At 72.3% G+C, this 14,011-nt stretch carries 12 protein-coding genes; 6 read left to right on the top strand and 6 right to left on the bottom strand.

All coding sequences use genetic code 11. From position 1 onward, the window contains the following. Together MILUP08_RS25510 and MILUP08_RS25505 are read right to left on the bottom strand one after the other, a co-directional pair. Positions 1–848, bottom strand: an 848-nt coding sequence (locus MILUP08_RS25510) for a DUF4397 domain-containing protein (RefSeq protein WP_063827233.1), incomplete at its 3' end; no start/stop codon positions are given. Positions 849–978: 130 nt separating this feature from the next. Continuing rightward, a complete protein-coding gene (locus MILUP08_RS25505) occupies positions 979–1,650 on the bottom strand; it encodes a class I SAM-dependent methyltransferase (RefSeq protein ID WP_007463107.1) in 672 nt (223 codons plus the stop codon). Positions 1,651–2,161: 511 nt separating this feature from the next. On the opposite strand from MILUP08_RS25505, the gene MILUP08_RS34015 reads away from it, so the two are divergent. Continuing rightward, positions 2,162–3,763, top strand: a complete 1,602-nt coding sequence (locus tag MILUP08_RS34015) for a glycosyltransferase 87 family protein (RefSeq protein WP_007463105.1) — start codon at positions 2,162–2,164, stop codon at positions 3,761–3,763. Between the two features lie 28 nt (positions 3,764–3,791). Here the strand turns inward: MILUP08_RS34015 and MILUP08_RS25495 are convergent, their stop codons facing one another. After that, the gene (locus tag MILUP08_RS25495; RefSeq protein ID WP_007463103.1) at positions 3,792–4,466 is read right to left on the bottom strand and encodes an NADPH-dependent F420 reductase; all 675 of its coding nucleotides are present in this window, start codon (positions 4,464–4,466) and stop codon (positions 3,792–3,794) included. Positions 4,467–4,748: 282 nt separating this feature from the next. Continuing rightward, entirely contained in the window at positions 4,749–5,243 is a 495-nt protein-coding gene (locus tag MILUP08_RS25490) for a glutathione peroxidase (protein ID WP_007463101.1), read from the bottom strand. 177 nt (positions 5,244–5,420) lie between these two features. Here MILUP08_RS25490 and MILUP08_RS25485 point away from each other — a divergent pair, with 177 nt between their 5' ends. The 4 genes from MILUP08_RS25485 (at position 5,421) to MILUP08_RS25470 (ending at position 10,488) form a co-directional block, all read left to right on the top strand. Then, positions 5,421–7,055, top strand: coding sequence for a glycosyl hydrolase family 18 protein (locus MILUP08_RS25485; protein WP_007463099.1), 1,635 nt, complete (start codon positions 5,421–5,423; stop codon positions 7,053–7,055). 229 nt (positions 7,056–7,284) lie between these two features. Then, complete coding sequence (locus MILUP08_RS25480) at positions 7,285–7,791, top strand: nuclear transport factor 2 family protein (protein WP_007463097.1); 507 nt, start codon at positions 7,285–7,287, stop codon at positions 7,789–7,791. Between the two features lie 104 nt (positions 7,792–7,895). Then, positions 7,896–9,302: a class II 3-deoxy-7-phosphoheptulonate synthase gene (locus MILUP08_RS25475; RefSeq protein ID WP_007463096.1), complete on the top strand. Its 1,407-nt coding sequence runs from the start codon at positions 7,896–7,898 to the stop codon at positions 9,300–9,302. Positions 9,303–9,456: 154 nt separating this feature from the next. After that, positions 9,457–10,488: a threonine aldolase family protein gene (locus tag MILUP08_RS25470; RefSeq protein ID WP_039908782.1), complete on the top strand. Its 1,032-nt coding sequence runs from the start codon at positions 9,457–9,459 to the stop codon at positions 10,486–10,488. An 88-nt stretch (positions 10,489–10,576) separates the two neighbouring features. Here the strand turns inward: MILUP08_RS25470 and MILUP08_RS25465 are convergent, their stop codons facing one another. Together MILUP08_RS25465 and pknB are read right to left on the bottom strand one after the other, a co-directional pair. Next, positions 10,577–11,443: a deoxyribonuclease IV gene (locus tag MILUP08_RS25465; protein WP_007463091.1), complete on the bottom strand. Its 867-nt coding sequence runs from the start codon at positions 11,441–11,443 to the stop codon at positions 10,577–10,579. Further along, the gene (gene pknB / locus MILUP08_RS25460) at positions 11,443–13,431 is read right to left on the bottom strand and encodes a Stk1 family PASTA domain-containing Ser/Thr kinase (RefSeq protein ID WP_007463090.1); all 1,989 of its coding nucleotides are present in this window, start codon (positions 13,429–13,431) and stop codon (positions 11,443–11,445) included. Before pknB ends, MILUP08_RS25465 begins: the two co-directional genes overlap by 1 nt. Positions 13,432–13,586: 155 nt before the next feature. Between pknB and MILUP08_RS25455 the strand changes: the two genes are divergently transcribed. Then, a complete protein-coding gene (locus tag MILUP08_RS25455) occupies positions 13,587–13,976 on the top strand; it encodes an Rv2175c family DNA-binding protein (RefSeq protein WP_039908780.1) in 390 nt (129 codons plus the stop codon). The last annotated feature ends 35 nt before the right edge of the window (positions 13,977–14,011 follow it).

Below are 14,011 nucleotides of genomic sequence, written 5' to 3'. Positions count from 1 at the left end.
GTGCGCCGCCGCCGGCGCCACAGGAGCAGGCTCGCCGCGCCGGCCGCCGCGGCCAACCCGCCGGCCACCAGGGGGTACGCGCCGAACCCGGCATCGGACGTGCCGCCCGCGCCGGTGTCCACCCCACCGGCGGGTACGACGATGCCGCCCTCGGCGTCGCGGCGCAGCTCAGCCGTGAGCCCGCCCTGCTTGCCGTCGAGCACCAGCAACGAGTAGACCGCGCCGCCGGTGAGCCGCACCTCGGCGTCGGTGCTCGGGCCGCCCGCGCCGGTCAGTTTCAGCCGCCAGGCGCCCGGCTCGACCTGCTGGTAGTCGGTGGTGGTGGCGAACTGCACGCCGTCGGCGATGGTCGGGCCGTCGGCGGCGGCCACGTCGAGGACGGGCGTGCGCACCGACGCCTGCACCACGCGCACCTTGGCCCGGCCCTGCGCGGGAGCGCTCAGATCGTCGGTGAGGACCCGCAGCCCCAGGTCGGCGTGCCGGCCCACACCGGCCACCGTGTACGCCCGGCCGCTGACCACCGCGACCTCGGTGGTGAGCACCGGGGGCTCGCTGGCGGGGGTGCCGGCCTCGCGCATCGCCACCGCGTACCGGCCCGGGGGCAACTGAAGGTAGTCGGAGACCACGCCGTAGCCGACGCCCGGGAACACCTTCGGCTTCGCGGCGTCGGGGGCGGCCAGGTAGACATCGACGGCCGGGGTGTCGGGGGAGAGGTGGGCGAGCCGGACGTATCCGACGGTGTCCGCGCTGGCCGGGGCCACAGCCGTGGCGGCGGCGAGGGCGGTGCCGAACAGGAGTGCGCCAGCGCCGGCCAGCAGCCGGCGGGACGCGGTACGAAGCGTGTGCATGTCGCCTCCGGAAGGCACGTTCGGTGAGCGGGCGGCAACCCACGGACAGAGTCCCGTGTGTGGGACTCCAACGCAAGTTGTACGCGCGAAGTTTCTCCGCGCCGTGCTGCCCGCAAGATCCGGGGATTCGTCACCGGGGGCGTTCGGCGAGGAAGCCGAACAGGTCCGGCACCCCTCCCGAGCCCGCCTCGACGAACCGGACCGGTCGGAGGCCGGCGGCCACTGTCGCGTTGAGCAGGTCGGCCAGCGGAAGGTGCCACGCGCCGACCCGAACCCGGACGCCCTCGGTGTTCCAACTGTCGAAGCTGCGTGACCGGTCGGCGTAGCGCTCGTCGACGACGACGCTCGGGTGTCGACCCCAGTCGGAGAACGCGCCCACGAAGCACGGGTGCACGCCCACGTGCACGAACCTCCCGCCCGGTCGCAGCACCCGGCCGACCTCACGCAGCACGGCCGGATAGTCGGGCACGTCGGTGCTGGACAGGACGCACATCGCGGCCGGCGACGACGCGTCGGCGATCGGCAGGGCGCTCGCGTCGCCCCGGGCCACCGGCAGTCGCCCGCGCGCGTGCCGCAACTGCCCGCCGGACAGGTCAACGCCCAGCGGCGTCCAGCCCAGACCGCCAGGCACGGACGCGTGCGTGCCGGTGCCGCAGCAGATGTCGAGGCAGGGGCCCGTACCGGGGCCGAGCAGGTCCGCCACGGTCGCGTGCACCCGTCGGAGATAGTCGCCGCCGCCGGAGATGAAACCCTCGTACCAGTCCGCGTGCGCGTCGTACGCGGGCGTGCTCGTCGCTCCCATCCACCGATGCTACGAACGGACGCCGGACCCGCGGTCCCCATTCTCCCGAGGGCAGACGCGGTCGGACCCTCGTCGCCTGCTACTCGGCTTCGGCGACGAAAACGCCCTGCCCCTGTTGGCCGTAGACCAGGTTCCGTTGGCGGCGGTAGTGCGGTGGCCTGGTTGGCATGATCGGCTCTCCTGGACTTCAGCGGAGGTTTTCGGTCCGTCCACCCTGGAGGGCGCGACGCATGGACTCCGCCCTCCAGGGTGTGCTCCTCGCGACCTCCGGAAAGGTGCGGACGATGGCGATCGACGAGCCGGTGTCCAGGGCGACCGAACTCTTCACCGCGGAGCGGGTCCTGGACGCCCACTGGTCCCGAGCGCTTGATCAACCCTGGCGGACGTCGTGTCCGTGCTGTTCCAGAAGTAGCGCTTGCTCCCGACACTCGGAGCCCTGCACCGGCCGTTGGACTGCGAGTCAACCGTTGACGGGGCGTAGCCGGGGGTCGTACTCCCTTATTGTTGGTCGATGCGGGACCGGCGGGTGGCGCTGGCGTGGGCGGCGTTCGTCGTCGTCGCGTCGGTGTCCTGTGTGCTGGTGCTGACGCGGGACGACCGGCTCTCCGACCTGCACATCTACTACGGCGCGCTGTCCGATCTGCACGCCGGCCGGCCGCTGTACGAGTACCGCGCCCCGAACGGCGGGCCGTTCACCTATCCACCGTTCGCCGCCCTGGTGCTGGGCCCGATCACCGCCGTCAGCGAGGGTGTGCTCCAGGGCGTCTGGCTGGTGGCGACGTGCGCGGCGGTCGTCGTCATCGCGGGCCTGGTCGGCGTCGCGCTGAACATCCGACGATCGCGCCGCCCGTTGGTCGTCGCGGTGGCCGCCATGGTGCTGATGCTCTCGGCGCCGGTGCAGAGCAACCTGCGTTTCGGGCAGGTCAGCATCTTCATCGTGTTGCTGGCACTGCTGGACGGGATGGGCGTCGTCCCGCCCCGGCTGCGCGGGGTGCTGGTCGGGGTGGCCGCGGCGATCAAACTGACCCCGCTGCTGTTCGTCGCGTACTTCCTCGTCACCGGCCGCTACCGCGACGCCGGCCGCGCGGTGGCGACGTTCGTGGCCTGCGCCGGGCTGGCGGCGGTCGTGCTGCCCGGCGAGAGCTGGACCTACTGGACCGAGGCGGTCCGGCAGACCTCCCGGATCGGCAACCTGGCCTCGCTGGGCAACCAGTCGGTGCACGGGATGCTGTTGCGCATCGGGGTCGACGAGGCGACGCTACCGGTGCTCTGGGCCGCTCTGGTGGCGGTGATCTGCGGGGTGGCGCTGCTGCGCGCCCGGCAGTTGGCCGCGCGGGACCGCCCCGGGCACGCCGCGGTGCTCGTCGGTTGCGCCACGGTGGCCGCGTCCCCGGTGTCCTGGACCCATCATCAGGTGTGGCCGGTGCTCGCCGCGATGCTGCTGGTCGGCGCGTCCGGCATCGCCCAGCGGGTGGCCGGCGCGGGGCTGCTCGCCGCCATGGTCGTCTCGCTGGGCGCGGTCCTCGGCCCGGTGTCGACGCGGCCGGGGGTGCAGTTCCTGTTCGAGAACGCCCGTACCGTCGGCGTGTGCCTGCTGTGCCTGGCCGGCTTCGGCGGTGTGGCGGTCGCGACCGCCCGGAGCGACCGGCGACCGGCCGCCGGCCGGGCCTGGCTGCGGGTGGGCGTCACGGGCGCGGTGGCTCTCGCCTTCTTCGCCGTGCAACCGCTGCCCGCCGGAGCGGACCCGACGTTCAAGGCGTACGCCCTCGGCGACGTCGTCAATCCGCGGTATTTCTTCGTCTGCCGGGGCTCGGCCGAGTGCGCCGCCTACGCCACCGACGCGCCGGTCACCTTCGGCACACGGGCGGAGAGGACGAAGGTACGGGTCAACGGTGTGGTCTCCGCGCGGGTGGCCCGGCTGGCGTACTACTCCGCCCCGGGTGGTGCGCCCCGGGAGATTCCCCTGCTGGCGGCCTATCCGGGTACGCGGACGTTCTCGTTCCGCTCGGCGAGCATGGCGCAGGGCCGACTTGTCGCGTACGACGCGGACGGTCAGCCCGTCGCCAGCTACGACGACGAGCTCGCCGCCGCCCTGGAGACGGCCACCCGGTAGGCGGTCGTCCCCGGGACGGCGGCGGTGCTCAGCGGGTGGCGGCGGCCAGCGCGGCGCGCAGCTTCTCGGCGTCGCCCGGTGCGGGGTTCTCCCAGTCGGTCGGCGTGGCGGAGTAGATCGTGCCGTACGCCGGGGTGTCCGGCTGGTAGCGCCACCCCTCGGCCAGCGATCCGGCGTCGACCGCGTCGTAGCCGATCCGGTCCAGGAAGGCGGTCACCTCGGCCTTGGCGGCGGCGTCGTCACCGGCGATCGCGAGAGCGCTGCGGTCGGCCGCCCCGGACGGCCGGGGGAGCGCGGCGAGGCCCTTGAAGTAGATGTTGTTGAAGACCTTGACCACCCGCGAGGTCGGCAGGTGCTGCTGGAGCAGCTCGCTGCTGGTGATCTCGCCGGCGTCCAGCTCCGGGAAGGCGCCGTCGCGCTGCGGGTAGTAGTTGTTGGTGTCGATGACGACCTTGCCGGCAAGCGGCTCCGCGGGCACCGCCCGGTACGCCTTGAGCGGCACGGTGACCACCACCAGGTCGCCTACCTGCGCCGCGTCCTGCGCCGTGCCGGCGCTGGCCCGCTCGCCCAGCTCGTCGACCAGTTCGGTGAGCGTCTCCGGCCCGCGCGAGTTGCTCAGCACCACGTCGTAGCCGGCGGCCACCGCCAGCCGGGCCAGGGTGCCGCCGATGTTGCCGCTGCCGATCAGTCCCACTGTTGTCATGCTTCTTCCCAACCTCGTCCACCCACGACGCATTCCCGACCGGAGCGGTGGGTTATTCCGGTTGCCCGACGCCGAACGCCCGCGCGGACGGCCGGCGCGGACGCTCGCCCGCGCCGCGAGCCGGTCGTGCACAATGTACTGCCCACGGACGCTGCCGACCGGGCCTGCGGGAAGGTTCCACCCCTCCGGTGGGCAGCCGTGCCCGCCTCCCACCTGGTGATCAAGAGGTTGGCGTCAGGTGGAGGCTCGTCCGTGACGCAAACCTCTTGATCACCGGCTGCCTCAGGCGGGGGTGGGGAGGGTTTTTTCGATCGCGGTGCGGAGGTCTTCGGAGTCGGGTTCGACGGTGGGGGCGAAGCGGGCCGCGACCGTGCCGTCCGGGGCCACCAGGAACTTCTCGAAGTTCCAGCGGACGTCCCCGGTGTGCCCGTCGGCGTCCGGAGTGTCCACCAGGGCGGCGTAGAGCGGGTGCCGGTCGGGCCCGTTCACGTCGACCTTCTCGGTCAGCGGGAAGGTCACCCCGTAGTTGACCTGGCAGAAGTCGCTGATCTCGGCGGCGGTGCCCGGCTCCTGCCCGGCGAACTGGTTGCACGGCACGCCCAACACCACCAGGCCACGCTCGCCGTAGGTGTCCGCGAGGGTCTGGAGGCCGGCGTACTGCGGGGTGAGGCCGCAGCGGGAGGCGACGTTGACCACCAGCAGCGCCCGGCCCCGGTACTGGGCGAGGTCGGCGGGCCCGCCGCTGAGGGCGTCGATCGGGATGTCGAAGACGGTCATGGGCCCGAGGCTACGCGCCGCCCCGGGACCCCCGACCGCCCGCCGGCGGCTCGACCAGGAGCGCAGTCCACGCACCAGGAGAAATCGAAACATGGACATCTTGACGAAGTGATGACGGCGTGAGTACCGTCTCACCATCTCTTTTGGAAAGTTTCCTAACAGTTCGGGAGACGCCTTATGAAAAGATCGCTCCGCCGGGCCCTCTGGGCCGGTGCCGTGGTCGCCGTGACCGTCGCGGCGGTGCCGATGACGACCGCGTTCGGCGCCGGCACGGTCACCACCACGTTCACCAAGGCGCAGGACTGGGGGACCGGTCACGAGACGAAGGTGACCGTGACCAACGGCTCCAGCGCCACGGTCGCCACCTGGCGCATCGAGTTCGACCTGCCGTCGGGCACCACCATCAGCAGTGCGTGGGACGCCGACGTCACCAGCAGCGGCAACCACTACGTCGCGGTCAAGAAGAGCTGGGCCGGTGGGCTCGCGCCGGGCGCCTCGTTCAGCTGGGGCTACAACGGCAGCGGCGCCTACAAGGCGCCGCTGAACTGCACCGTCAACGGCGCGCCGTGCGGCGGCGGAAACCCGACCACCCCGCCGACCACGACCGCGCCGCCCACCACGGCGCCGCCGACCACCGCGCCGCCCACCACCGCTCCGCCGACGACGGCGCCCCCGACCACCACGCCGCCGAACACGGGCGGCAAGAAGGTCGTCGGCTACTTCGCCGAGTGGGGCGTCTACGGGCGCAACTACCACGTCAAGAACATCCAGACCAGCGGCTCGGCCGCCAAGCTGACCCACATCCTGTACGCCTTCGGCAACACCACCGGCGGCCGCTGCACCATCGGTGACAGCTACGCCGACTACGACAAGGCGTACACGGCGGCGGAGAGCGTGGACGGCGTCGCCGACACCTGGGACCAGCCGCTGCGGGGCAGCTTCAACCAGCTGCGCAAGCTCAAGCAGCTGAACCCGCACCTCAAGGTGATCTGGTCGTTCGGCGGCTGGACCTGGTCCGGCGGCTTCACCCAGGCCGCGCAGAACCCGGCCGCGTTCGCCGAGAGCTGCTACAACCTGGTCGAGGACCCGCGCTGGGCGGACGTCTTCGACGGCATCGACGTCGACTGGGAGTACCCCAACGCCTGCGGCCTGAGCTGCGACACCAGCGGCCCCAACGCGTTCAAGAACGTGATCGGCGCGCTGCGGTCGCGGTTCGGGTCCAGCGCCCTGGTCACCGCCGCGATCACCGCGGACGGCAGCAACGGCGGCAAGATCGACGCCACCGACTACGCCGGTGCCATCGGCAACCTCAACTGGCTCATGCCGATGACGTACGACTACTTCGGCGCCTTCAACGCCCAGGGCCCGACGGCGCCGCACTCGCCGCTCACCTCGTACACGGGCATCCCGCAGCAGGGCTTCAACTCCGACGCGGCGATCCAGAAGCTCAAGAGCAAGGGCGTCCCGGCCAACAAGCTGCTGCTCGGCATCGGCTTCTACGGTCGGGGCTGGACGGGCGTCACGCAGGCCGCACCGGGCGGCAGCGCCACCGGCGCGGCGCCGGGCACCTACGAGGCGGGCATCGAGGACTACAAGGTCCTCAAGAACAGCTGCCCGGCCACCGGCACGGTCGCCGGCACCGCGTACGCCAAGTGCGGCAGCAACTGGTGGAGCTACGACACCCCGTCGACCATCAACGGCAAGATGACGTACGCGAACAACCAGGGCCTCGGTGGCGCGTTCTTCTGGGAGCTCTCCGGTGACACCAGCAACGGCGAGCTCATCGGCGCCATCAAGGGCGGCCTCGGCTGAGCCGAAGGTCGACGCACCACCCACACGGCGGGGAGGGGCCCGCACCGCCTCTCCCCGCCCGTGCCGTACCGGCCCGGTCGACGCCCAGCGTCGGCCGGGCCGCCGGCCGTGGGTGGGGTCGGCCGGGCCGTGGGTGGGGTCGGCCGGGCCGCCGGCCTTGGGCGGGTCGGGCCCTTTGTGGCAGACTCGCGGCTCGGCACGTCTCGATTCCCCGTCGACGGAGGTGGTCATGCGCCCGATCCACCGCAGGCTGGCGGCGACCGCCGCCGGGCTGGTGCTGCTCCCGGCAGCCCTGGTCGGCTGCGGGATCGGCGGCGATGACGAGGACGAGTCGACAGCCGAGCCTGCGAAGGTCCCCGCCGAGGAGGCCGGCACCCGGTCCCGCGAGCGCGTGCAGGCGTACCTCGACGCGATGACCGCCAAGGACGTCGCCGCCGGCCGCAGTCAGCTCTGCAAGCTGCTGCACGACGGGTTCGACCTCGCCGCCACCGGCCCCAACGGCGACTTCGCCGACCACTTCCAGGTGCCCGCGGCGACCATCACCGACGTCCGGTCCGGCCCGCGCGGCCAGGAGGTCAGCGTCTCGGTGTCGGTCACCGCAGGCAAGAGCAAGGTCACCCGCCCGCTGGTGTTCACCGTCACCCGTGACGGCGGCGACTGGTGCATCGCCGGGGAGGCGCCGGGCAGGACGGCCACTCCGTCGTCGCCGGCAGCCCCACCGCGCCCCAAGGGGTAGCGCTCGCCGCGTCCAGAGCAGAGCCAGGGAGTTTGATCTCCCATCTGCCGGAACCGTCCCCCTCGCCGCCCGGGCACGCCCATGGTCGCCGTACGCTTTCTCTCATGCGCCATGAGTGGCATCAGCTGAGCCATCCCGCGGTGGGCAGCCCGGGCCTGCAGACAAGCCGTCCGACCGTCGACTCCGCCGAGGACGCCGCCCTCGGTCTGGACCGCTGGCGGGAGCTGCCCCGCGAGCAGATCCCACCGTGGTCCGATCCGGCCGCCGTCGCCGCGGTCTGCAAGGTGCTCGACACCGTGCCGTCGGTCGTCGCGCCCTACGAGGTGGACCAGCTCCGGCAGAAGCTGGCCCTCGTCTGCGAGGGCAAGGCGTTCCTGCTGCAGGGCGGTGACTGCGCCGAGACCTTCGTGGACAACACCGAGAGCCACCTGCTGGCCAACGCCCGCACCCTGCTCCAGATGGCGATCGTGCTCACCTACGGCGCGTCGCTGCCGGTGGTCAAGGTCGCCCGGGTCGCGGGCCAGTACACCAAGCCTCGCTCGCTGCCCACCGACGCGCGTGGCCTGCCCGCCTACCGCGGCGACATGATCAACTCGCTGGAGACCGATCCCGCCGCCCGCGTCGCCGACCCGCAGCGCATGATCCGGGCGTACGCCAACTCGGCCGCCGCCATGAACATGCTGCGGGCGTACCTCGCCGGTGGGCTCGCCGACCTGCACGCCGTACACGACTGGAACAAGGGCTTCGTGAAGACCTCCCCGGCGGGGGAGCGCTACGAGGCGATCGCCCGGGAGATCGACCGGGCGTTGGCCTTCATCCGGGCCTGCGGGATGACCGACGACGAGGCGCTGCGGACCGTCACCCTCTACTGCTCCCACGAGGCCCTCGCCCTGGAGTACGACCGGGCGCTCACCCGGGTCTCCGACCGCCGGGCGTACGGGCTGTCCGGGCACTTCCTCTGGGTCGGCGAGCGCACCCGGCAGATCACCGGCGCGCACATCGACTTCATCTCCCGGATCGCCAACCCGATCGGCGTGAAGCTCGGCCCGACCACGTCCCCGGACGAGGCCATCGAGCTGTGCGAGAAGCTCAACCCGGACAACATCCCCGGTCGACTCACCCTGATCAGTCGGATGGGCAACCACCGGGTCCGCGATGCCCTGCCGCCGATCGTCGCCAAGGTCACCGCCTCCGGCGCCAAGGTGGTGTGGCAGTGCGACCCGATGCACGGCAACACCCACGAGTCGTCCAACGGCTACAAGACCCGGCACTTCGACCGGATCGTCGACGAGGTGCTCGGCTACTTCGAGGTGCACCGTGGCCTGGACACCCACCCGGGTGGCATCCACGTCGAGTTGACAGGTGAGGACGTCACCGAGTGCCTCGGCGGCGCCCAGGGCATCGAGGACCTCGACCTGCCCGACCGGTACGAGACCGCCTGCGATCCTCGGCTGAACACCCAGCAGTCGCTGGAGCTGGCCTTCCTCGTGGCGGAGATGCTGCGTGGCTGACGCGAGGAGTGAGCTTGCGAGCCCCGCAGTCGGCAGCCGAAAGGACAACAGTGGCTGACGCGAGGAGTGAGCTTGCGAGCCCCGCAGTCGGCAGCCGAAAGGCCGGCGCGGTGGCTGAGTTGTCCAGCCACGGTCGGTGGACGAAGGGATGATCATGGCTGAGGCGTTCGTGGACCTGCGTTCCGACACGGTGACCCGGCCGACCGCCGGGATGCGGGAGGCGATGGCCGCCGCCGAGGTCGGTGACGACGTCTACGGCGAGGACCCCACCGTCAACGCGCTGGAGGCCGAGGTCGCGGCGCTGTTCGGGCACGAGGCGGCGCTCTTCGCCCCGAGTGGGTCGATGGCCAACCAGATCGCCCTGCAACTGCTGGTGTCGCCCGGCGACGAGCTGCTCTGCGACGCTGACGCGCACGTCGTGACGTACGAGATCGGCGCCGCCGCCGCGTACGGCGGGATCTCCTCGCGGACCTGGCCGGCGGTGGGCGCGGACATCGACCCGGAGCTGGTGGCCCGGATGATCCGTCCGGACGGCTACTTCGCCGTGCCCACCCGCGCGATCGCCGTGGAGCAGACCCACAACCGGGGCGGTGGCGGCGTGATCCCGCTGGCCACCCTGCGGGAGCTGCGCGGTGTCGCCGACGATGCCGGAGTGGCGCTGCACTGCGACGGCGCCCGGATCTGGCACGCGCACGTCGCCGACGGGGTGCCGCTGACCGAGTACGGCCGGCTCTTCGACACGCTGTCCGTCTGCCTGTCCAAGGGGCTCGGCGCGCCGGTCGGCTCGCTGGTGGTGGGCAGCGCGGAGAAGATCGAACGGGCCCGGATGATCCGCAAGCGGATGGGCGGCGGCATGCGTCAGGCCGGCATCCTCGCCGCCGCCGGCCGGTACGCGCTCGCGCACCACGTCGACCGGCTGGCCGAGGACCACGCGAGGGCGGCCCGGCTCGCCGAGGCGGTCGCGCCGTTCGGGGTGCTCGCCAGCACGGTCCGCACCAATCTCGTCCCGCTGGACCTGACCAAGCACGCGCTGGACGCCCGCGCTCTGGCCGCCGCCGCCCGCGCCCAGGGCGTCCTGGTCTCGGTGCTCGGCCCCCGTACCGCCCGCCTGGTCACCCACCTGGGCATCGACGACGCCGCGATCAGCCAGGCGGCCACCACTCTGACCAAGATCCTGGCCGCCTGACCCCGAGCCCTGCGGTTGATCAAGAGGTTTGCGTCATGCGCAGACCAGAATCCGACGCGAACCTCTTGATCAACGAGGAGTGGGCGGGTCAGGGGCGCAGGCGGGTGAGAGTTGCGATGTCGGCCGTGTGGCCGAGCTGCTTCTCGCTTGGGGTTTCCACCACGATCGGGACGCCGGCGGTGGCCGGGTGGGTCATCAGCTCCGCGAAGGCCGGCTCGCCGATGGTGCCCTTGCCGATGTTCTCGTGCCGGTCCCGGGTGGAGCCGCACAGATCCTTCGAGTCGTTGGCGTGCACCAGCCGCAACCGGTCGGACCCCACGGTGGCGACGAGCGTGTCCAGGGTCGCGGTCATGCCGCCCTCGGCGGCCAGGTCGTGCCCGGCTGCCCAGGCGTGGCAGGTGTCGAAGCAGACCCCGAGCATCGGATGCCGGTCCACCGCGTCGAGGTAGGGCCCGAGCTGCTCCACGCGGGAGGCCAGCGAGCGGCCACCACCGGCGCTCGGCTCGACCAGCAGCATCGGCCCACTGGCCTCGGCGGCCCAGTCGAGCAGGGGCAGCAGCTCCCGGCGGACCTGCCGCATCGCCGCCTCGGCGTGCCCCTCGTCGACCGAGCTGCCGGCGTGGAACACCACCGCCCGCGCGCCGATCGCCACACCCCGGCGCAGCGCGTGCGCGAGCGTCTCTGCCGACTTCTCGACCGTGGCCGCCGTGGGTGAGCCCAGGTTGACCAGCAGCGAGGCGTGGATGAACGCCGGGATGCCCCGCTCGACGCAGCCCTCGCGGAACAGCGCGTCCTGCGCCGGATCGCCCGGGGGCAGCGCCCAGCCTCGCGAGTTGGAGACGTACACCTGCACGGCCTCGGCGCCTGTCGCGTCGAGGTACGGCAGGGCCGCCCTGGCCAGCCCGCCGGAGGTCGGAGTGTGCGCGCCCACCGGGCGCGAGGAGACCGCCGGCATCAGAAGCACGTGATGACGACCGGGGTGCCCGGCGGCACCTGCGAATTCTCGCCGGGGGCCTGGATCCGGGCCACCGCGTTCGGGTTGAGCGCGACCGTCACCGGGAAGCCCTGGCTCTCCAGCACCTGCTTGGCCTGCTGACAGGGCAGGTCGATCACGCGGGGCACCACGACCAGCGGCGGACCCTTGCTGACGTCCAGCTTGACCTCGGTGCCCTTCTCCACGCCCGCCCCGTCGGCCGGGCTCTGGCCGAGGATCTCGTCCTTGGGCTTGTCGGAGTCCTTGTAGGTCTCCACCGGCTTCAGGTTGAGCTGGGCGAGGATGGTGCGGGCCTGGGTCAGGCTCTTGCCGACCAGGTTCGGCACCGACACCGGCGCCCGGCCGCGGCTCAGGATGAGGGTGATCTTCGTGCCCGGCTTGACCTCGGCGCCCACCTTCGGGGAGCTGTCCAGGACGACGCCGGCCGGCAGGGTGTCGTCGTAGCGGGAGGTGCCCTTGGCCGCCACCAGTTTCAGGTTGACCAGATCGGCCTCGGCCAGCTCGTACTCCTTGCCGATCACGTCCGGCACCGGGAAGCGCTCCGGACCCAGCGAGAGGGTCAGGGTGATCGTGCCGCCCTTGACGATCTTGCTGGCCGACGCCGGGTCCTGCCCGAGGACGCTGTCCTTCGGCGCCTTCTCGTCGTAGCGCGGCTCCCCGTACGCCAGGATGAGGCCGGCGCGGTCGGCCTGGGCCTGCGCGTCGGCCTTGCTCAGGCTGACCAGCTGCGGGGCGGACGTGTAGCGGCCGACACCGAACCACCAGCCGCCCAGCGCCGCCACCAGGCCCAGCGTCACCACCACGGCGGCGACGGCCAACCGGCCGCGCGGGTTGCCCATCACGGCGCTGCGCAGCGCGGCAAGCCGGGCACCCAGGCCCTCGTCCGGCTCCGGTGCGGCCCGTCGCCGGCCCGTTCCCTGGCTGCCGCCCTCGGGCAGCCGGGCCCAGGTCGGCCGTTCGGCCGGACGGACCGTGGCGACCATCATCGTCGGCTGGGAGACCGGCGGCTCGTCCGTCACCCGGCGCAGCACGGCGGTGCTGGTGCTGTTGACGTCACCCAGGCGGTCCCGGGCGACCTGGACCTCGGCCAGCAGCGCTCCGGCGTCGGCGGGCCGGGCGGCGGGATCACGCCGGGTGGCGCGCTGCACCAGGCCGTCGAGCGCCGGCGGCAGGCCGGGCACCAGCGTCGAGGGCGCCGGCACGTCCCGGTCGACGTGCTGCCAGGCCACGTCCACCGGACGGTCCCCGTCGTACGGCACCCGACCGGTCAGCATCTCGAACAGCACGATGCCGGCGGAGTAGACGTCGGTGCGCGGGTCGGCCCGACCCTCGGTGACCAGCTCCGGGGCGACGTACGCCACGGTGGCCATCAGTTGGTTGCCCTGCTCGTCGTCGGCGCTGGCCTCGACCGCGCGGGCCAACCCGAAGTCGGCCACCTTGACGACGCTGTCCACCAGGTTGGCGACCCCGCCGGTGGGTGCCTCGGCGACCAGGACGTTCTCCGGTTTGACGTCGCGGTGCACGAGGCCGGCCCGGTGCGCGGCGGCGATCGCGGCGAGCATCTGCTCGGCGATGGCCAGCACCTCGTCCGGGTTGAGCCGGCGTCGCTCGGCCAGCACGTCGCGCAGCGTGCGGCCGCGCACGTACTCCATCACCAGGTACGGCAGGCCGGCGTGGGTGCCCTGGTCGTAGACCGCGACCACGTTCGGGTGGGTCAGCCGGGCGATGGTCTTCGCCTCGTCGGTGAACCGGGCCACGAAGTTGGCGATCCGGGCCCGCGCCTCGGGCGCCTGGGTCGGGTGAATGATCTTGACTGCGACGGTGCGCTCGAGGCGTTCGTCGGTGGCGGTGTACACGGTCGCCATGCCGCCACGGGCCACGCGACCGCGAATGCGGTAGCGCCCGTCGATCAGCGAGCCCAGCAACGTGTCGGCGACCTGTGTGTCCATCGGCAGGGAGTCTATGTGTCCAGGAGGTGAGAGTTGAACAGGATGCTACAGCGCGGGGGCGTACCGGTCCGTCCCGTCGTGATCGCCGCCCCACCCGGAGCGGTCGTGCGGGGTGCCGGTGGCCCTCGCCGGTGGCGGCGTGGCAGGGTGATCGGGTGACCGAATCCGTACCCGACCAGGCCGTACCCGGCCCCGAGCTCGCCGGCCCCACCGACCCGGCGGGCTGGCTCGCCCTGCCCGACGTCGCCGAGCGGCTCGACGTGTCGATCAGCAAGGTGCACCAGATGATCCGCGACCGGGAGCTGTTGGCGGTCCGCCGCGACGGCATCCGCCGGATACCCGCGGACCTGGTGGCCAACGACGTCGTTCTCAAGCACCTGCCCGGCGTGCTCAACCTGCTCGCCGACAACGGCTACGACGACGAGGCGGCGCTGCGCTGGCTCTACGAGCCGGACGAGACGCTCCCCGGCAACACCCCCGCCGCCGCCCTCTCCGGCGACCAGGCCCGCGAGGTCAAACGTCGAGCCCAAGCCCTAGGCTTCTGACCCCCTACCCCTCCCGCGTTGATCATGAGGTTGGC

Origin of the sequence: Micromonospora lupini str. Lupac 08, assembly GCF_000297395.2 — a bacterium.
GTDB lineage: Bacteria > Actinomycetota > Actinomycetes > Mycobacteriales > Micromonosporaceae > Micromonospora > Micromonospora lupini.
The sequence above is the reverse complement of the archived record's forward strand: the minus strand, read 5'-3'. Positions and strand labels throughout refer to the sequence as shown.

Excerpts from the sequence above, each read along its gene's own strand:
- MILUP08_RS25505 (WP_007463107.1), bottom strand. The coding sequence starts at position 1,650 with ATGGGAGCGACGAGCACGCCCGCGTACGACGCGCACGCGGACTGGTAC.
- MILUP08_RS34015 (WP_007463105.1), top strand. The coding sequence starts at position 2,162 with ATGCGGGACCGGCGGGTGGCGCTGGCGTGGGCGGCGTTCGTCGTCGTC.
- MILUP08_RS25495 (WP_007463103.1), bottom strand. The coding sequence starts at position 4,466 with ATGACAACAGTGGGACTGATCGGCAGCGGCAACATCGGCGGCACCCTG.
- MILUP08_RS25490 (WP_007463101.1), bottom strand. The coding sequence starts at position 5,243 with ATGACCGTCTTCGACATCCCGATCGACGCCCTCAGCGGCGGGCCCGCC.
- MILUP08_RS25485 (WP_007463099.1), top strand. The coding sequence starts at position 5,421 with ATGAAAAGATCGCTCCGCCGGGCCCTCTGGGCCGGTGCCGTGGTCGCC.
- MILUP08_RS25480 (WP_007463097.1), top strand. The coding sequence starts at position 7,285 with ATGCGCCCGATCCACCGCAGGCTGGCGGCGACCGCCGCCGGGCTGGTG.
- MILUP08_RS25475 (WP_007463096.1), top strand. The coding sequence starts at position 7,896 with ATGCGCCATGAGTGGCATCAGCTGAGCCATCCCGCGGTGGGCAGCCCG.
- MILUP08_RS25470 (WP_039908782.1), top strand. The coding sequence starts at position 9,457 with ATGGCTGAGGCGTTCGTGGACCTGCGTTCCGACACGGTGACCCGGCCG.
- MILUP08_RS25465 (WP_007463091.1), bottom strand. The coding sequence starts at position 11,443 with ATGCCGGCGGTCTCCTCGCGCCCGGTGGGCGCGCACACTCCGACCTCC.
- pknB (WP_007463090.1), bottom strand. The coding sequence starts at position 13,431 with ATGGACACACAGGTCGCCGACACGTTGCTGGGCTCGCTGATCGACGGG.